The 18,947-nt window shown below is 39.3% G+C and carries 14 protein-coding genes and 1 pseudogene; 11 read left to right on the top strand and 4 right to left on the bottom strand.

Annotation, left to right across the window (positions count from 1 at the left end; all coding sequences use genetic code 11):
- Positions 1–109: 109 nt before the first annotated feature.
- The 3 genes from J2Z32_RS06165 to J2Z32_RS06155 form a co-directional block, all read right to left on the bottom strand.
- A complete protein-coding gene (locus J2Z32_RS06165) occupies positions 110–868 on the bottom strand; it encodes a ChbG/HpnK family deacetylase (protein ID WP_210088302.1) in 759 nt (252 codons plus the stop codon).
- A 61-nt stretch (positions 869–929) separates the two neighbouring features.
- Complete coding sequence (locus J2Z32_RS06160; protein WP_210088301.1) at positions 930–2,897, bottom strand: glucose PTS transporter subunit IIA; 1,968 nt, start codon at positions 2,895–2,897, stop codon at positions 930–932.
- Between the two features lie 198 nt (positions 2,898–3,095).
- Positions 3,096–3,926: a PRD domain-containing protein gene (locus tag J2Z32_RS06155; protein WP_210088300.1), complete on the bottom strand. Its 831-nt coding sequence runs from the start codon at positions 3,924–3,926 to the stop codon at positions 3,096–3,098.
- A 302-nt stretch (positions 3,927–4,228) separates the two neighbouring features.
- On the opposite strand from J2Z32_RS06155, the gene J2Z32_RS06150 reads away from it, so the two are divergent.
- The 11 genes and pseudogenes from J2Z32_RS06150 to allD (J2Z32_RS06105) all read left to right on the top strand — a co-directional run bounded on the left by J2Z32_RS06150 (position 4,229) and on the right by allD (J2Z32_RS06105) (position 17,130).
- Entirely contained in the window at positions 4,229–5,002 is a 774-nt protein-coding gene (locus J2Z32_RS06150) for a Cof-type HAD-IIB family hydrolase (RefSeq protein WP_210088299.1), read from the top strand.
- 193 nt (positions 5,003–5,195) lie between these two features.
- The gene (gene allE / locus J2Z32_RS06145; RefSeq protein ID WP_210088298.1) at positions 5,196–5,984 is read left to right on the top strand and encodes a (S)-ureidoglycine aminohydrolase; all 789 of its coding nucleotides are present in this window, start codon (positions 5,196–5,198) and stop codon (positions 5,982–5,984) included.
- A gap of 25 nt (positions 5,985–6,009) precedes the next feature.
- The gene (gene allD, locus J2Z32_RS06140) at positions 6,010–7,083 is read left to right on the top strand and encodes an ureidoglycolate dehydrogenase (protein WP_245251245.1); all 1,074 of its coding nucleotides are present in this window, start codon (positions 6,010–6,012) and stop codon (positions 7,081–7,083) included.
- A 268-nt stretch (positions 7,084–7,351) separates the two neighbouring features.
- Positions 7,352–8,578, top strand: coding sequence for an allantoate deiminase (allC, locus tag J2Z32_RS06135; RefSeq protein ID WP_210088297.1), 1,227 nt, complete (start codon positions 7,352–7,354; stop codon positions 8,576–8,578).
- An 88-nt stretch (positions 8,579–8,666) separates the two neighbouring features.
- Positions 8,667–9,869 carry an MFS transporter gene (locus J2Z32_RS06130; RefSeq protein ID WP_245251243.1) on the top strand — a complete coding sequence of 401 codons (1,203 nt, stop codon included), beginning with the start codon at positions 8,667–8,669 and terminating at the stop codon, positions 9,867–9,869.
- 202 nt (positions 9,870–10,071) lie between these two features.
- Positions 10,072–11,835, top strand: a pseudogene (gene fdrA, locus J2Z32_RS22325) (acyl-CoA synthetase FdrA); the annotation flags it as partial.
- Between the two features lie 30 nt (positions 11,836–11,865).
- Positions 11,866–13,125, top strand: a complete 1,260-nt coding sequence (locus J2Z32_RS22320) for a YlbE family protein (protein WP_425342981.1) — start codon at positions 11,866–11,868, stop codon at positions 13,123–13,125.
- A gap of 12 nt (positions 13,126–13,137) precedes the next feature.
- Positions 13,138–13,995, top strand: coding sequence for an oxamate carbamoyltransferase subunit AllH family protein (locus J2Z32_RS06120; protein WP_210088294.1), 858 nt, complete (start codon positions 13,138–13,140; stop codon positions 13,993–13,995).
- 13 nt (positions 13,996–14,008) lie between these two features.
- On the top strand, positions 14,009–14,968 hold the full coding sequence (gene arcC, locus J2Z32_RS06115) for a carbamate kinase (RefSeq protein ID WP_210088293.1): 960 nt from the start codon (positions 14,009–14,011) through the stop codon (positions 14,966–14,968).
- A gap of 273 nt (positions 14,969–15,241) precedes the next feature.
- Positions 15,242–16,030: a (S)-ureidoglycine aminohydrolase gene (allE, locus tag J2Z32_RS06110; protein WP_210088292.1), complete on the top strand. Its 789-nt coding sequence runs from the start codon at positions 15,242–15,244 to the stop codon at positions 16,028–16,030.
- A 26-nt stretch (positions 16,031–16,056) separates the two neighbouring features.
- Positions 16,057–17,130 carry an ureidoglycolate dehydrogenase gene (gene allD, locus J2Z32_RS06105; RefSeq protein WP_210088291.1) on the top strand — a complete coding sequence of 358 codons (1,074 nt, stop codon included), beginning with the start codon at positions 16,057–16,059 and terminating at the stop codon, positions 17,128–17,130.
- A 73-nt stretch (positions 17,131–17,203) separates the two neighbouring features.
- Here the strand turns inward: allD (J2Z32_RS06105) and J2Z32_RS06100 are convergent, their stop codons facing one another.
- The gene (locus tag J2Z32_RS06100) at positions 17,204–18,835 is read right to left on the bottom strand and encodes a PucR family transcriptional regulator (RefSeq protein WP_210088290.1); all 1,632 of its coding nucleotides are present in this window, start codon (positions 18,833–18,835) and stop codon (positions 17,204–17,206) included.
- Positions 18,836–18,947 lie beyond the last annotated feature (112 nt).

Genomic DNA, 18,947 nt, shown 5'->3' with positions numbered 1-18,947 from the left:
AGCCTATCTACCATGTTATATGGCGAATAGGCTCCTTTTGCTTGCATAAAAGGGTAATCAAAAACGTATTAAGTTTTGTTATAATATTAGAATTAAGTTACTGATACTGCTATAGATCATGATACGTAATTAATTCAACGCCCTTTTCTTGTAACCACTGCAAGGTAGTAGGATCGCATAACATATCTACTTCTAATGCCCTTGGTATAGTAAGAGAAGAGTTTTTCAAAATGTAACCGTCCAAATAACCCGGGTGACAGACGAACATCAGGTAGTTGTCGTTGGTGTTAATGGTGTTACTTTGCTCAACAAAAAGCTTTAATGCTTCAAACGGGTCATAGTTTGGTTTCATGGCCTCCATGTTAATTTCAACTTGTTTCCCATTGATTGGGATAACTCCACCTAATGAGTAGGGTGAATATTTCAAATTGTACTTTTGAGCCACGAGCTCTAAGCCCTTAAAAAAGTTATCACTTGCGATGGCATGGCCTTCGAAATAGCTTGGCTGATGACCTGTTAACTCGATGAAACGCTCATATTGAGCTTCAATTTCTAATATGACTTCTTCTAGCACGACAAAATCTTCTTTTGCCTCACGATATTCCTTGGACGATTTGAATTCGCCATTTTCATTCGTAATGCTTGGGATTAACGATGGATCAGTTAAAGGTTTGCCAATACAAATATTTGTATGCTGTCCCAAACAAACCTCAGTCCCCTCCAACAAGTTAAGCCCATGCTCAATGGCAGGCATATTGGTCATAATTCCAACGCTTCCGATAAGTCCATCGATGACACTTTTAGCTATGCCATAGTTCACACCTTCGGAATAACCAAGATCATCCGCACGTATTAGTAATTTTTGCAATGTTATTACCTCCTTATTAGTTACAATATGCGATGTTATCGGCTGATTTAATAATAATTAATTAGTAGTTTAGAATGATATCTGTAGGAGATTTTTCGCCAGTCAGAACAACAGGATCGCTTACACTGATGTCAGTATTCGTAATAATAATCGCCGTAGTTGGAGAGTAACCAGCCGCCTCGATCTCTGAAATTGAAAATGTCATGAGTAACTGTCCAGCCTTCACCTTGTCCCCAACCCTGACTAATGGCTGGAAGCCTTGTCCTTTTAATTTTACCGTATCCAATCCAACATGAATTAAAACTTCCGTCCCATGATCACTTTTTAGTGCAATTGCGTGATTTGTTTTAGCGATAACCATAACTTCAGCGTCAAAAGGGGAATATAGCTCTCCTTTAGATGGCTCCATGCCACAGCCTTGTCCTAACTCACCTTCCGAAAATACACCATCTCCAATTTCCTTTAGCGGGATGACCTTCCCGTATAAAGGGGCATACAGTGCTGTGTCATTCATGTTATTAGTTATGTTCATATTCATTGAATGCATAGCTTCAACATTGGTATCTGATGCTAATACTGGTGTTCCCGCATGAATGATGTTATCCTTTTTTTCACCCTCTTGGGTAGTCGGATTTTCTTCTTTAACTCCTAGGAAATAACTTGCTATAGCTGCTACGATAAAGGCAATGACCATGGAGATGATACCATTAATAAGATTCCCCGTTGGTCCCCCTACAAAGCTTAATCCACATAAGACGTTAGCAACTGGGATTAAAGCATAGGCTGTTACTTTGGTAATACCTGCATATAGTCCACCGGCAAATGATCCGATCATTAACCCGATGAATGGACGTTTAAAGCGGATAGCAAGACCATACATACCTGGCTCTGTCACTCCACCAATCGCACCAGCAATTAAATAACTGAAGCTCAATGCACGCTCTTCTTTGTTTTTCATACGAAGTGCTACACCAAGACACATTCCTGCTACAGCCATACTTGATGCGATTGCAGCGGGAAGAATCAGTGATTCCTGTCCATTTTGAGACATGACGAGAATCAAGGTAGAAATCATCACTAGATGCATACCACTAATAACTAAAAATTGCCATAATGCAGCAATGATTGCGACAGCGACAAAACCAAATCCAAGGTCTGACATGCCTAATAATCCTTTGGAAATATAAGCCCCAACCCAAGCCCCAGCAGGACCTAGAACCACTAAGGAAATAGGCAACATGACAAAGATGGTTAAAGCAGGTGCAAATATCGTTTTTATTGTTGTAGGTAAATATTTTTTGAAAAATTTCTCGATATAGGACATAACCCATACTGAGGCGATAATCGGCAAAATGCTACTACCATAGTTCTGAACCTGTGCAGGAATCCCAAACACAGTAAATGCTTTTCCTTCTAGCGCCATGTCTACAAATGTAGGATGAAGCATGATACCTCCGAGGAACATTGCAATAACAGGTGTAGCTCCAAACTTTCTAGCTGCGGTGTAACCTACGATAATAGGGAAGAAATAAAAACCAGCATCGCCTACAAATGTTAGCAACGTAGCAACATCACTACCTTCACTAATCACATTAAGCATAGATGGTCCAAGTACAGCAACAAGAAGCTTGAACATAGACGCAGCCATAAGTAATGGGATGAGTGGTGTTAAACATCCTGCAAGTCCATCAAGAATACCTTTTCCAATAGATCCTATTGTTTTTTTCTTCTTTTGACCTTGACCTAAATCAGTACGAAGAGAATCTTGTTTAAAGTCTCCAATTTCAACAATACTGTTATAGACCTGTTCCACCGTTTGTCCAATAATAATTTGATATTGTCCACCAGCATCCATCACACCAATTACACCAGGAATTTTCTTGATTTCTTCCTGATTAGGGACGCTTTCATCCTTCAAATTAAATCTAAGTCTTGTCATGCAATGGGTAACATGCCCAACATTGTTTTTACCACCAACGGCGTTGAGTATTTGTTCTGCTGTTTTTCTGATTTGCTCCTGCTTTGCCATTTGTAGTTCCTCCCTTTGAAGTCATAAATTTGAGTGCTAGAGCTGTGTATAAAAAAACCCAAAACCATACGAGTAAGCACTCATATTAGTTTTGGGTAATGCCCCATAGTTGGGTAACAATCCACAATATTTAGATGTTAAATGTTACATGCTAAAGTTAAATGTTAGATTTTAAATACTAAAGTTAGGTGATAGAATTTAGATATTGTTATTTTTAGTGATACGATAAATATGCATCATCAGATAGAGAAATTCATCCTTTGTAGTTTCAGCATGCAAAGTTTTATCGATGAAATCGCTAATGATGAGCGCACAATCGTATACCTCTGGATTACTTTCCTTCATCGCATCAAAAATTGCACTATTATCATTCATAAACTGTGCTTCTTCTTTGATGCGCTTCAGATAATATCTCATATGCATTGCGAATCGATTGTAATTAAAGCTGTTACGATCTACTTCAATCTGAAAATATCCCTCAATCATTTTAGCAACCTCGGAAATGACCATTTCAGTGTCAGGGCCTTCGGTTTCAGGCTCTTTTTCCTCCTTTGCATTAACAAGGTGCATCGCAATATTGGTAATCTCACTCTCTGGCAGAACCATGCCAAGCTTTCGCTTAATTAAATCGACTGCAAAACGCCCTAATGCCGTTTCCTTTGGATATAGCTGCTCTACATCATAAGAAAATAACATCTGCATCTTTTTGTATTTCCTTAAGCGAATAACGGCGAAGTTAATGTGATCCGACAAACCAATTAACAAGTTAGGGTTGAGGGGAGAGAGCAATGTCTTACGGGCTTCATCCACGATTAGCGCTGTCACCTCAAGCACTTGCTCAGGAATATCTTCAATCAAATCATAGAATCTTTTATCAATTCGGTAAAAGGTCATGGTCAAGGCGCTAAGGTCTTTAATCTCATAAGGCATTGGCGGAAATCCAATACCTTTACCAAACGCAATCAATTCCTTATTGTTGTTATCTACGCAGATAGCTACATTGTTATTTATTTTCTTGGTCGCTTTCATAATTGTAGCTCCTTATTAGAGTTGTAAACGCAAAAATCTCCTTGAAGACATACCTAATACGTACAGGTAATGCCTCAAAGAGAATGATTCCAATGAGTAACAATCCTTAAAGGAGATGTTATATATGTTAACGCTTACTTCATGATAGCATATTAAATTTTTTCAGGCAATAGTTAAAATCTTGGAGTTAGTTATACTGCCCATCCTATATACTAATTAATAAGGGTAATAATGGGAAACTGTTAATTTAGATTATTTAAATAAATCCAAGTGTAGTGAAATTGCAGAGATGGAGGGGCAGTATGTATAAAGTTGTGTTTTTTGATGTTGATGGAACTTTATTAAGTGAGGTAGATAGGAGGATAAAAGAAAGTACACGTGAGGCTGTTAAATGTTTAATGAATAAGGGGATAAATGTAGTCGTTGCAACAGGCAGACCTTACAGCATGTGTGGAGAACTTGAAGAGATGGGGATAAAGAACTTTATTTCTGCAAATGGAGCTTATATTAAATGTGAGGATGAGATTATTTATAAATCAGTTTTATCCAAAGAAACTGTAAGAGATATTTCTGAATTTGCGAACGAAAATGGGAATGCTGTTTCTTATTTTACTAGCTCCTTTACAATGAATGGTTTAGGTCTAAACGATCCAAGAGTTATGCATGCATTAGATGAAACTTTAAATATAACCAGCTATCCTGAAATAATAACATCATTAGTGGATGAGATTTATTGTATATGTTTATACGCAAATAGGGATGAAACTACGAAATTTATAAAAAGATTCCCACATTTAAAATTTGAACGTTTCCATAGCTATGTTAACAATGTGTTAGAGCGGGACGTATCTAAATTAACTGCGATTAAGTATGTTTTAGCCTATTTAAATTTAAGTAAGAGTGAGGCCATCGCTTTTGGCGACGGAGGAAATGATGTTGATATGTTGGAATACGTCGGTTTAGGGATCGCAATGGGCAATGGAAGTGATGATTTGAAGGCAAAAGCTGATTTCATTACTAAGAATTCAAGTGAAGACGGAATTTATTATGCACTTAAAAAAATGAATATAGTTTGAAAGCCTTTTAAATTTAGTCCCTTAGTACTTAAAATTTTGTGCGTTATACCTAATCCGTTTGTTCACATTCAACAATGAAATAAGAAGAATTGTAGCTTTTGAAACTAGTCGCATATCAGATAAGTGCTACAATTAATTAATAACAGTGTTTTTTTGAGCTGTAGTCTTATTAACGGAAAGGGAACGATTAGACATGGGTTATAAAAATAATAATGTTGGCTATTTGGATGGATTGTTAACTTCACGTGCAGTTGTTAAAAAAGATAATTACGCTATTTTGCCACATGATGGTTTAGTGAATAATGTTGTACCAGGCTTTGAGAATACAAGAATTAGTATTTTAGGTTCACCTCGTATCGGAGCAAGCTTCTCTGATTTTATCGCTGAATTTCAAGAAGGCGGCAAAAACACATTAGGCTTTGGTGGCGAAGGGATCGAAACCTTTGTATATGTTATTTCAGGAAAGTTAATTGTAAGCGATAGCAATGAGAAGCATGAATTGACAGATGGTGGTTATGCGTTTTTCCCTGTAAATGAAAAGATGTATTTCGAAAATGGGCAAACTGAAATGACCGAAGCATTTTTGTACCAACGTAAATACGATGCAATTGAAGGGCACAAAGCACATAAAGTTGTAGGCAATCGTGCTGATATTACACCTATCGAATACGAAGGTATGAGTGATGTGTTGTTCTGGAATTTGCTACCTACCGATGATTTAGGCTTCGATATGAATATGCACATTTTAGAATTCTCTCCTGCTGCAAGTCACGGTTATGTTGAAACACATTATCAGGAGCATGGTGCATATATCCTTTCTGGTAAAGGCATGTATAACCTCGACAACAATTGGTATCCTGTTGAAAAAGGCGATTATATCTTTATGGCGTCTTATGTACCACAAGCTGCATATTCAACAGACCGCAAAGAAAAATTAGCTTACGTTTATTCCAAAGACGCAAATCGTAACCCAGGCGTGTAAGCGCAGAGAAAGGGGATAAATAGAAATGCAAATCACCGAAGAAAAAATGGTTAGAGTGAGCAGTGAAAAGCTTCATGAATTAATCAAAAATAAGCTGATGAGAGCAGGCTTAAAGGAAGAACAAGCCCAAGAAACAGCAAATCACCTTGTTTTCGCTGATCTAAGTGGTATTCATTCGCATGGTGCGGTTCGTGTTGAATATTATGCGGAACGAATTAACAAAGGCGGAATAAATTTGGAGCCTAAGCTTGAGTTTGAACAAACAGGTCCAAGCACCGCAATTTTCCATGGGGATAATACGCAAGGACACTATGCTGCAAATTTAGCATTGGAGCCTGCGATTAAGATGGCGAAGGAAAGTGGCGTTGCAGTCGTTGGTTTATCCAGAGTAGGCCACACTGGCATGTTGTCCTATTATGTTAAAAAAATTGCTGAACAAAATTTAATCGCAATTTCTATGTGTCAGTCTGATCCGATGGTTGTGCCATTTGGTGGTGCTGAAACCTATTACGGAACAAATCCGATCGCATTTGGTGCTCCTAGCAATGGTGCAGATCCATTGATCATAGATATGGCTACAACGGTACAGGCATGGGGTAAAATTCTTGATGCACGTTCCAAAGGCAAATCGATCCCTGATACTTGGGCAGTGGATAAAGACGGTGCTCCGACCACAGACCCGAACAAAGTAAATGGTCTTCTTCCAATTGCAGGACCAAAGGGCTATGGTTTGATGATGATGGTCGATATTTTATCCGGTGTGTTGCTTGGATTGCCATTTGGTAAAGAAGTTAGCTCCATGTATCACAATTTGCATGAGGGTCGTAACTTAGGACAGATTTTTATAATTATTGATCCTGAACGTTTTGTAGGTGCAGAACTATTCAAACAGTATATTTCACGTTCCATGAAAGAACTGAATGAAATTAAACCTGCTAAAGGCTTTGATCGCGTCCTATATCCTGGACAGATCAGCCAAGAGCAATATGTGAAAAATCTTAAAGATGGTATCGATATTCCTGAATCAATTATTTCTTATTTTGAGTCAGACGATATTCATTACAACCGTTATGAAGGGCTTGGAGCGTTTGCAAATTAATCCAGTAATGGACTGATTTAACGCAGTTTTTAACAATTTTTTGCGCATTTTAAGTGTTAATCCGTTTGATCCAGTTGAATGGGAAAGTTAACTCCCCTTTGGCTGGATATTTTTTTGTCGAAAATACGTATATTTTAGCGTATTACATGTGCATTTTAAACAAAAGAGCTTTGACCTTTTGTTTAAATGAACAATGATATTGTAAGCGGTTATATTTATACTGGTAATAGCTTAAAAAATATAAACTTTGAAAAATGAGGTGGTCTTTGTGATCCGAATTGAACCGCAAACAATCGATGACTTGATGGACTGGATTTCGAGCATATCAGATGTCGAAGGTCCTGGGACAACTCGATTGCTTTATAGCAAATCTTGGATTGAAGCACAAAAAGCTTTAAAAGAAAAGTTTGAAGAGCTTGGAATGAAGGTTGAGTTTGATGCGGTAGGTAACCTATTTGCAACCATTGAAGGTACTGAACAGCCAGAAGAGATTATTGCTACAGGCTCTCATGTGGATACGGTTGTTAAAGGTGGCCGTTTGGACGGACAGCTTGGCATTATGGCAGGTTACATGGCAGTGAAGGGATTACTAGAAACCGAAGGGAAGCCGAAAAAGTCTTTGCAGATCATTTCGATGGCTGAAGAAGAAGGTTCCCGTTTTCCTTATGTTTTCTGGGGTTCGAAAAATATTTTCGGAATTGCTGATCGCAAAGACGTTGAGGGTATCGCAGATGCTCAAGGTGTAAAATTTGTTGATGCTATGCGCGAAGCTGGATTCGACTTTATGCAAGGTGAACCACAGCACAATAAAATTGCGGCATTCCTTGAACTGCATATTGAGCAAGGTAACTTCCTAGAGAATACCGGTAAAAAAGTAGGCGTCGTGAATGCGATCGTTGGTCAAAAACGGTATACAATTGTGCTAAAAGGACAAGCTAACCATGCAGGTACTACCTTGATGGAATACCGTAAGGATACAGTAGAATGTATGGCTCGTATCATTACACAAAGTATCGATAAAGCAAAAGCGGAAGGAAATCCACTTGTATTAACTTTCGGTAGAGTTGAGCCGAAGCCAAATACAGTAAACGTCGTTCCAGGTGAAACTTTGTTCTCCATGGACTGCCGTCATACGGATGCTGACGTATTAGCTCGTTTCACTAAAGAAATTGAAGCCGATATGAAAGAAATTGCTGACAAAATGGGCATCGAGATTGAAATCGATAACTGGATGAACGAGAAACCAGTTCCGATGGACGCTAAAATTATTGATACAATCGAAAGTGTATGTAAAGATAATGACTTGAACTATCAAGTTATGCATTCTGGTGCAGGACACGATTCACAAATTTTTGCACCACGTGTACCAACAGGTATGATTTTTGTTCCTTCTATTGACGGAATTAGTCACAACCCTGCTGAGCATACAGAAGCGGTTGATATTCAACAAGGTGTACAAGCATTAGCTGAAGCACTAAAACGTTTGGCATATTAAAATAGAGAGTTGGGTAAAGATGTCTCAAAGTAAAAATGCAAGCATATACCCTCCAAATTACTGGAAAAGAATCGTTTTTACATTCTGTATGGGTTGGGCAATCATCTGGATCTATCGGTCCATGCTTTCCCCGATCTATTCTGAAATTCAAGGTACGATCGGACCGCAGACAAATGCGGCTATGGGTTTGATTGCTTCTTGTTATTTCTTTGGTTATACAGCATTGCAGATTCCGTCCGGTATCCTCGTGGATAAATTTGGACAGAAAAAAGTATTAATTCCGGGCTTTATTATATTTGCGATGGGGATTTTATCCATTGCATTCGCTAGTAACCTAACAATGATTTATTTAGGTTCCGTTTTAGCAGGTGTAGGTTGTGGTACTTATTATGGTGCAGCATTCTCACTGACAGCAGAACACGTTCCACCTGAGAAAAAGGGGATCGCAACTGCGATTGTAAACTCCGGTTCTGCACTTGGTTTGATTTTAGGGATGACAGGTTCTTCCTTTATCGTTAAACAATTGAATTTGCCTTGGCAAACAATGGTATTCATCTCTTCTGGACTAGTTATCTTTTTGGTAATCTGGTTTGCAGTGATGATCATCAATGCGCCAAAACATAATCCAAATGTTCAAGCAGCAAAAGTTGCTAAAAATGAGCAAACCGTTAATCCTACGGTTTCTACAGATGCTCCGAAAAAAGGATTGTTCCGTAAAGAACTATTGGCTTCCTATTTGCTGTATTTCTCAACATGTTATGCATATTATCTAATCGTAACTTGGTTGCCTAAATTCCTTGAGTCAGAGCGTGGTATTCAAGGTTCGATGATCGGTTTGATCACTTCTATGATCGCTGTTGCTGCAGTACCGGGCGCATTGTTCTTTGCTAACTTGTCTGACAAAATGAAACACAACAAGCCAAAAATTATTATTGGTCTTGAAATTGCATCCTTTATTTTAATCGCAGTTTCTGTATTTGTACCAAATGCTGGTTTGCTAGCAGGTGTATTGTTGCTTTACGGCTTCTTAGGTAAATTGGCTGTTGACCCTGTATTGATTTCTTACATTACAGACCAAGCAGACTCCAAATCCGTTGCATCGACACTTGGCGTATTTAACTTCTTTGGTATGTCTTCTTCTGTTGTGGCGCCAGCTTTAACAGGTTACATTATCGATAAAACGGGTTCAGGCACATGGGGATTTTATATCGGTGCGATCATCTTATTAGTAGGTACAGTTGTATTTATGATAAGTGTAGCGACCTCCTCTTCAAAAGCTAAACGTGCTTAATTAAAACTTATAAAGATGCAGGACTAGAAGATCTAGCTAATAGAATCCGTAGTCCTGTTTTCTTTTATTCTTTATTAACGATAAGTTGATGGATTTAAAAAGGTGTTTGGGAAAAATACGGTGGATTACATCAAAGTGTTTATTGTTCAAAGTGCACAAAAGGTATTAGCGTTTTTATATAAAATGCTCCTTTTTTGGCCTGATGAAAGCGTTTATACTAAATGTTACAAAGGAGGCTTTTTTAATGTTACATTCTGTAATTCAAAAAAATAATTATCAAGATTCAATTAACTTAATGTTGTTAACAAATTCCATTAATAAATTAGATGGCGTGAAGCAAGGTCAGGTCATGATGGCAACGGATGCCAACAAAGACATTTTAAAAGCAGCGGGCCTATTCACGGATGAAGTTCAAGGCGCAGGTGCTAACGATATGGCAATTGTCGTTGAATCCGACAATGCAGACGTACTTGATGCAGTCATCGAAGAAGTAAAACACTTCCTCAGCAACTTAGCTTCAAACAAAAAAGAAGGTGGCGTATCTAGCGTAGATAACTGGAAGGATGCACTAGATGCGATGCCAGATGCAAACTTGGCGTTATTCTCCATCCCAGGAATTTATGCTGCGGGTGAAATTGAAAAAGCGTTAGATTCAGGTCTACACGTATTTTCATTTAGTGACAACGTAAGCCTTGAAGATGAAGTGCGTTTGAAGCAAAAAGCGCATGAAAAAGGCTTGCTATTGATGGGTCCTGACTGTGGAACAGGCGTATTGTCCAGCATTCCACTTGCGTTCACGAACGTAACAAACCCAGGGAATATCGGAATCGTGGCAGCATCTGGTACAGGGATTCAAGAAGCAACTACAATTATCGACCGTTTAGGCGGCGGCGTGGTACATGCGATCGGTACAGGTGGACGTGACCTGAAGGAAGATGTACAAGCACGTACGATGATTGATGCAGTGGTTGCCCTTGAGCAACATGCCCCAACGGATGTGATCTTGGTTATCTCTAAACCACCAGCTAAAAAAGTGCGTGACAATGTGATGCAACTGTTGCAATCCTTGTCTAAGCCTGTGGTTGCATTGTTCTTAGGCGAAAAACCAGAAGCGCATGTTGGTAACGTATCGCTTGCATACACGCTTGAAGAAGCAGCGAAAATTGCTGTGGATCTTGCAAACGGCGACGAAGTGAAAGCCAACTACAATGAGCCAATTGAGTTTGTCGTAGATCAAGCCCTTCCTGAAGGCAAAACGGTAAAAGGTTTGTATTCAGGCGGTACATTAGCGAGCGAAGCGGCAACCTTGATTTCGGATGCACTTGGTTTAGCGAACGTAAAAGGCGAAGAAGGCTACATTTTAAATACCCAAGGCTTCCAAGTGATGGATCTAGGTGACGATGTTTACACGCAAGGTAAACCACACCCAATGATCGACCCTGAAGTCAGAGTGAATAAATTAAAAGAAGTATTAAAAGACGAAACGACTGGCATCATCTTGGTGGACGTGGTTCTTGGTTACGGTGCTCATGCAGACATGGCTGGCGCGTTAGCTCCAAGCATTAAAGCGGCACTCGACGAAGCAAAACAAAGTGGTCGTCAATTGTATGTCATCGGTAGTGTCGTAGGGACAGAAAGTGACCCGCAAAACTACGCACAAGCGGTTCAAACGTTAAAAGATGCTGGCGTGATCGTGGAAAGCAGTAATGCACGTGCGATTCGTTTGGCACTTAAATTGATGGGACATGAGCTTCAAGTGGCAGATAAAGGTCGTGTGGACTACACCGATGCTAAAATCGCTGTACCAACCCCAAGCGAAAAAGTACTTGAGCTATTAAACAGCGTACCACGCGTAATTAACATCGGGATTTCCAGCTTCACGGATTCCATCACAAACTTTGGTGGTAAAGCATTGCAGTTTAACTGGCGTCCAAAAGCAGGCGGAAACCAAAAATTGATCCGTATCTTAAATGAACTTGAGAAACGTGAAGAGGAAATTAACGCAGCAAACGATAAGATCGTTGCTCGTTACTTAGAATCTCAACCGTTCTTGGTGGATGCTCGCTTAGCGAAAGAAGTTATTCCTGAACTGAACACAGGTGAAAAAGTCGTGCTTCATGCAGGACCTCCAATTAAATACGAAAACATGACAGGCCCAATGCAAGGTTCTGTAATTGGTGCGATGTTGTTTGAAGGATGGGCAGCAGATCAAGCCGATGCACGTCGTCAGCTTGAAAATGGCGAAGTGACCTTCATCCCATGTCACCATGTGGGTGCAGTTGGACCGATGGGCGGAATCACAACGGCAAACTTCCCTGTGTTTATCGTCGAAAACAAAACAGACGGGACAACAGGCTATTGCATCATGAACGAAGGCATCGGCGAAGTACTTCGTTTTGGTGCAAACAACGAAAATGTAATTAACCGCTTGAAATGGATGCGTGATGTGTTAGGTCCAGTGCTTGGTCAAGCGTTAAGAACGTTTGAAGAAGGCTTGAACCTAAACGTAATGATCGCACGTGCGATTGGTATGGGTGATGAGTTCCACCAACGTAACATTGCAGCATCGCTTGTATTCTTGAAAGAAATTACACCTGCAATTACAACCCTAGATATCGATCAACAAAGTAAAGCAGACGTGATTCAGTTCTTAGCAAATACCGATCAATTCTTCTTGAATATTATGATGGCAACCGGTAAAGCAATGGTTGATTATGCACGTAAAGTAAAAGAAGGTTGCGTGGTTACAACCATGGCACGTAACGGCGAAAACTTTGGTGTACGTATCAGTGCATTAGGCGACGAATGGTTTACAGGTCCTGTAAACACGCCAGACGGCTTGTACTTCACTGGCTATTCCGCAGAGCTTGCTAACCCGGATATCGGGGACAGTGCCATTACCGAAACCGTAGGTGTCGGTGGTATGGCAATGATCGCAGCACCAGGGGTAACCCGCTTTGTTGGACTTAGTGGTTTAGATGATGCACAAAAGATTTCTGAAGAAATGCAACGGATTTCCATCACAAACAACCCAACTTGGGCGATTCCGAACTGGAACTTCAAGGGTGCAACACTAGGTATCGATATTCGTAAAGTCGTGGAAACCGGCATTACGCCAATCATCAATACAGGGATTGCGCACAAAGAAGCAGGTGTGGGTCAAATCGGTGCAGGTACAGTAAGAGCACCACTAGTATGCTTCGAAAAAGCTTTGATTGCCTATGCAAAATCTCTAGGCATTCAAGTTGAAGAATAATTCAAGTAAACGATGAACAATCACAGTCTAACATTTGAAAAAGCTTATATAAGCTCATATGTACGACAATTGATTTTACAACATGGAAGTATTCAGGCACGAATCCATTCGATTTTTTCGAATGGATTCAACCTGAAATATAATGATTCTTTACTGTTCGTTGGAAAAAATGAAGAGAGCTTATCCGCGATTGGGCTTGCAATCAACGCCGCAGATCTTGAACTTGTTCAGTCCGCATTGACAGTTGGTGATCCAGTCAAAATAAGCCCGTTTTTTTCCAGTTCAGAAGAAAAGCTTAGTTTAACTTTTACCTGTTATACTCGTCCTCTCGTCACAACCGCAATATTCCCGTCGATTCAAAGTATAGATTTATCAATACCACATGTAACACAAGAACAAATAAGCAAAAGTGGTTTATTACATCATCTTGAAGAAGCGGATGTTTGGACGCAGTCAGGTTTTGCTTCATCGCAATTAACGCAAATGTACGACAATTTCGTTAGTTTAATTAGCACAAGCACAGTTTCTTCTTTAATTGGTGCAGGAGTTGGTTTAACACCTTCTGGCGATGACTTTCTACAAGGAATGATATTGTTTGAAGCCATCACTGAGAGTGGAGGCTACTTGAAAGAACTCGTGAAGCAGCAGTTACAGCACCGTTCAACAACAGATGTCAGCTTGGCTTATTATGAGGCGCTGTTTGATGGATATGTGAATGCACAATGGATTAATCTCTGCGCAGCAATTTTAACAGAAAATGAGCAACAGCTTATTGAAGCAATAAAAAAGATTCAAGCATATGGAGCAACTTCTGGAAACGATAGTTTAGTTGGTGTTCTTACATTTTTAAAACAAAAGACAACAAGATAAAATGGAGGCAATTATGGGAAAAAGAATTGTAGTCGCATTAGGTGGTAACGCGATTTTAACTGATGATCCAACGACAGAAGGACAAATGAAAGCATTACGTCATACAAGTAAGCAATTGGTAGAATTAATCAAACAGGGACATGAGCTTATTATTAGCCATGGTAACGGCCCGCAGGTTGGTAATTTATTGTTGCAGCAAGCTGCAGCTGAATCTGATAAAAATCCGTCAATGTCACTAGATACTTGTGTAGCAATGACACAAGGTAGCATTGGCTACTGGCTACAAAATACAATGAACGAAGCAATGGTTGAAGCAGGTCTAAACAAGCAAGTGGCAACCGTTGTAACCCAAGTCGTTGTCGATGAAAACGATCCAGCTTTCACTAACCCAACGAAGCCAATTGGTCCATTTTTCTCTCAAGAGGAAGCAGAAAAAGCAGCAGCAGAAAACGGAGAAACGTATGTTGAGGATGCGGGTCGCGGATATCGTAAAGTCGTAGCATCCCCTAAACCACAAACAATTGTGGAATATCCGATTATCAAAACATTGATTGAAAGTGGATATGTTACGATTTCTGCAGGTGGCGGTGGTATTCCTGTGAAGAAAGTAACCAACGGTTACGAAGGTGTTGAAGCTGTAATCGATAAAGACTTCGCATCTGCAAAACTAGCAAACTTGGTTGAAGCGGATTACTTGTTTATTTTGACAGGTGTAGATAACGTATATGTGAACTACAATAAACCAGACCAAGAGAAGCTAGAAGAAGTAACTGTTGATCAATTGAATAAATGGATCGACGAAGAACAATTTGCACCAGGTAGCATGTTACCTAAAGTTGAAGCAGCAATTTCATTTGTGGAAGGTCGCCCAGGAAGCAAAGCGATCATTACTTCACTTGAAAACATTAATTCCATCTTTACTGGTGGTTCAGCAACGGTTGTACAAGCGAGTCCTGTCGGAGCTGTAAACTAATATAATACAAATAATCAAAAAAGACCCTTTTGCATTTACGTTTAGTAATTGTAGAAGGGTCAACTTTTAATTATTTATATATTAATTTTTTAATAAAATGGGCATTTTTAAAAGAGGTATTTTTTAAAAAAATTGTTCATGCTTTGTTCATCATCAACAACTTTGCCTCAAGAATTGTAGCTTTTGAAACTATGCGCTTATCAGTTAAGTGCTTACAATGAATTAAAGCAGTAATTTTGGCTGTAATCCTATTTAGAAAGGGAACGATTAGACATGGGTTATAAAAATAATAATGTCGGTTATTTAGACGGCTTGTTAACATCGCGTGCAGTCATTAAAAAAAATAATTACGCTATTTTGCCACATGATGGTTTAGTGAATAATGTTGTACCAGGCTTTGAGAACACAAGAATTAGTATTTTAGGTTCACCTCGTATCGGAGCAAGCTTCTCTGATTTTATCGCTGAATTTCAAGAAGGCGGCAAAAACACATTAGGCTTTGGTGGCGAAGGGATCGAAACCTTTGTATATGTTATTTCAGGAAAGTTAATTGTAAGCGATAGCAACGAAAAGCATGAATTGACAGATGGTGGTTATGCGTTTTTCCCTGTAAATGAAAAGATGTATTTCGAAAATGGGCAAACTGAAATGACGGAAGCATTTTTGTACCAACGTAAATACGATCCACTTGAAGGACATCAAGCACACAAAGTTGTAGGTAATCGTGCTGACATTACACCAATTGAATACGAAGGTATGAGTGATGTGTTGTTCTGGAACCTGCTACCTACAGATGATTTAGGTTTCGATATGAATATGCACATTTTAGAATTCTCACCTGCTGCAAGTCATGGTTATGTCGAAACACATTATCAGGAGCATGGTGCATATATCCTTTCTGGTAAAGGCATGTATAACCTCGACAACAATTGGTATCCTGTTGAAAAAGGCGATTATATCTTTATGGCGTCTTATGTACCACAAGCCGCATATTCAACAGACCGTAAAGAGAAGTTGGCTTACGTATATTCCAAAGACGCAAATCGTAACCCAGGTGTGTAAACAACACTGAGGAAGGGGCTGTAAAAATGTCAAATACAGAAGAAAAAGTAGTTAGAGTTAGCGGTGAACAACTGCATGAACTAATCAAAAACAAGCTAGTTAAAGCAGGATTAAAAGGTGAGCAGGCGGAAGAAACCGCAAATCACCTCGTATATGCAGATTTGTGTGGTGTGCATTCACATGGTGCTGTTCGTGTTGAATATTATGCTGAGCGGATTAATAAGGGCGGGATTAATGTTACGCCTGAGCTTAACTTTGAGCAAACGGGTCCAAGCTCTGCGATTTATCATGGCGATAATACGCAAGGGCATTATGCTGCAAATTTAGCGTTGGAGCCTGCAATTAAGATGGCGAAGGAAAGTGGCGTAGCAGTCGTTGGTGTTTCCAAAGTAGGTCATACTGGAACGCTTTCTTATTACATGCGCAAAATTGCTAAAGAAAATTTAGTTGGGATTGCTATGTGTCAATCCGACCCGATGGTTGTGCCGTTTGGTGGTGCGGAAAGATATTACGGAACGAATCCGATCGCTTTTGGTGCACCAAGTGATGGTGATCAACCATTGGTTTTTGATATGGCTACAACAGTACAAGCATGGGGTAAAATTCTTGATGCACGCTCCAAAGGGAAATCAATCCCTGATACGTGGGCGGTGGATAAAGATGGCGCGCCAACAACAGATCCAAATGAAGTAAATGGGCTTCTTCCGATCGCTGGACCTAAAGGTTACGGCTTAATGATGATGGTCGATATTTTATCTGGTGTGTTGCTTGGATTGCCATTTGGTAAAGAAGTTAGCTCCATGTATCATAATTTGCATGAGGGACGCAATTTGGGTCAGATTTATATTCTTATCGATCCTGAGCGTTTTGTTGGTCTTGAGTTGTTTAAGAAATATATTTCTCAAACCATGCAGGAGTTAAATGAGATTAAGCCAGCATCTGGGTTCAGTCGTGTTCAATATCCAGGTCAAGGCAGTCAAGAGCGTTATAGCAAGCATCTCAAGGAGGGTGTGGACATTCCTGAATCCATTATCCGCTATCTTGAGTCTGACGATATTCATTACAATCGTTATGAAGGACTTGGGGCGTTTGCAAACTGAATAAAAGCATTGAATGTTGAATCGTAATAGCTATCAACAGCTTATTCGCGATTCAATCTTCAATGCTTTTTATTTAATAGCTTTCCTCGCTAAGGGCAAGTGCAAGACGTAAGTTCAAGGAATGACTTGGTGAATTGACGGAGTGGCCAAGTATTTCCTCGCAACGAAGAATCCGGTATTTTACGGTATTACGATGCACGAATAAAGCAGAGGCTGCGCTGGCAATTTCGCATTGTGCACCTAAATACACTGATAATGTTTTGCGTAACTCAATTAATACAGGTTCTTTAGGATAAGCGAAATCTTTCAGAATGTTTTCACAGAAAAAGCGCACATCATTTTTTTCAAGGTGATGGAACAATTGAACCATACCCTTATCTTTATAATGGATGATCGGTTGAGTTTGATGCTTACTTCTACGTTCGTCAAAGACTAACTTAGCTTCCGTATAAGATTGGTTAATTCGTTTCCAATCGGTGTACGGATTTGCGACACTAAAGATCAATTGAATATCTAAGGTTTCATGTAGCTGATTGCGAATATCCAATAGTTTTTCGTCTAAATCTTCAACCTCTTGTTGGATTAAAATGAGGGTTTCCTTGGTAACGCTAAAGAAAATGACTAGTCCGTTAGTAAAATATTCGGATACATGTTTTTGTAGCCATTGTGATGCAAGGACTAAGCGTTCCTCTTGATTTAGATTAAGCAATGAGTCTTCCAGTGCTGCTTCGTCAAACACGTGAACAACCTGATAGTAATTGGATAACACGTAGCCATATTTTACATTTAGCTCAAAAGCACGTACTGGCGCATTTGAACTGGAATGATAATCGATCAGTTCTTTAAAGTATTCGGTTTCGATCGACTGTTGCGACTCTGATACCTTCTCATTTTTAAAAAGGACAAAAGATAACACCATTGCTGCCTGATCAATGGCAAAGCTGGAGATCGGATAAGGAATTTGTTCAGGATTCACAATCACTAGGTAATGTGGAAAATAGGTATGGACCTTAATAGGGACAAGCGAAACCTGAATTTCATGACCTTTTGGATTTTTAATTATAAAGGAATCCCGTTCTTTCGGAATTTGTTCGATTTTTTGCACAATCTCGTTCACATAATGCTGAGCTGGATTGCTGGAAAGATTGAAATGCTTGGAGTAATCCATGATTTCTTTAAATGGGTTCAGCAAAATAATTGGTGTTTTTACGATCTGGCTTAATTTGTTAATTACGATTTGATTCGTCGCATTTTGGATCAATAAGTTAAAAAATCTTTTTTGAATATCTAAGGCGAAGGAAATTTCTTCATAACGTGTGCCCCAGATTTTATTTAACAATTGATGCATCAGCGAGCCAAGAGAGTAGGTGTTAGGAATTTCAAATAATGGGAAATTAACCTTCTCCGCGTATTCAATAACTTCGGGTTTTATTTTACCAAGAAATCGCCCTGTCTTAATCCCGAGACCTATGGTTTTGGCCCGAATTAAAGAATCAATTAACGGAATTAATCCGTCTTGATCGTTTGCATAAGTCATTGCTGTAGTTAGAAGTAAAACGTTAGCAGGAATGTAGAATTCGATATCAGGCGTTTCAGAGATTTCAACGCTTTCTATCGTTTTATGTGTATCGACTAAATTTGCATTCGTTAGTAATTTTAGATCCGAGTAGCGTGGAAGCTTTAGAATGTCGGCTATGGTCGTCATATCTGTATCCTTTCTGTAAGCCTATATAGAATTCAAAGTTTTTTCTATTATAAAGTATAACAATTATTTAAGTATAACATGTCTGCCACAGAGCTGTATTGTTGGCTGTCAA

The organism is Paenibacillus turicensis (genome assembly GCF_017873435.1).
Lineage (GTDB): Bacteria > Bacillota > Bacilli > Paenibacillales > Paenibacillaceae > Fontibacillus > Fontibacillus turicensis.
The sequence above is the reverse complement of the archived record's forward strand: the minus strand, read 5'-3'. Positions and strand labels throughout refer to the sequence as shown.

Coding starts and splice junctions, on each gene's coding strand:
- allE (WP_210088292.1), top strand. CDS start 15,242: ATGGGTTATAAAAATAATAATGTCGGTTATTTAGACGGCTTGTTAACA.
- J2Z32_RS06150 (WP_210088299.1), top strand. CDS start 4,229: ATGTATAAAGTTGTGTTTTTTGATGTTGATGGAACTTTATTAAGTGAG.
- J2Z32_RS06160 (WP_210088301.1), bottom strand. CDS start 2,897: ATGGCAAAGCAGGAGCAAATCAGAAAAACAGCAGAACAAATACTCAAC.
- allD (WP_245251245.1), top strand. CDS start 6,010: ATGCAAATCACCGAAGAAAAAATGGTTAGAGTGAGCAGTGAAAAGCTT.
- allD (WP_210088291.1), top strand. CDS start 16,057: ATGTCAAATACAGAAGAAAAAGTAGTTAGAGTTAGCGGTGAACAACTG.
- allE (WP_210088298.1), top strand. CDS start 5,196: ATGGGTTATAAAAATAATAATGTTGGCTATTTGGATGGATTGTTAACT.
- J2Z32_RS06120 (WP_210088294.1), top strand. CDS start 13,138: ATGAACAATCACAGTCTAACATTTGAAAAAGCTTATATAAGCTCATAT.
- J2Z32_RS06155 (WP_210088300.1), bottom strand. CDS start 3,926: ATGAAAGCGACCAAGAAAATAAATAACAATGTAGCTATCTGCGTAGAT.
- J2Z32_RS06100 (WP_210088290.1), bottom strand. CDS start 18,835: ATGACGACCATAGCCGACATTCTAAAGCTTCCACGCTACTCGGATCTA.
- J2Z32_RS06130 (WP_245251243.1), top strand. CDS start 8,667: ATGGGTTGGGCAATCATCTGGATCTATCGGTCCATGCTTTCCCCGATC.
- arcC (WP_210088293.1), top strand. CDS start 14,009: ATGGGAAAAAGAATTGTAGTCGCATTAGGTGGTAACGCGATTTTAACT.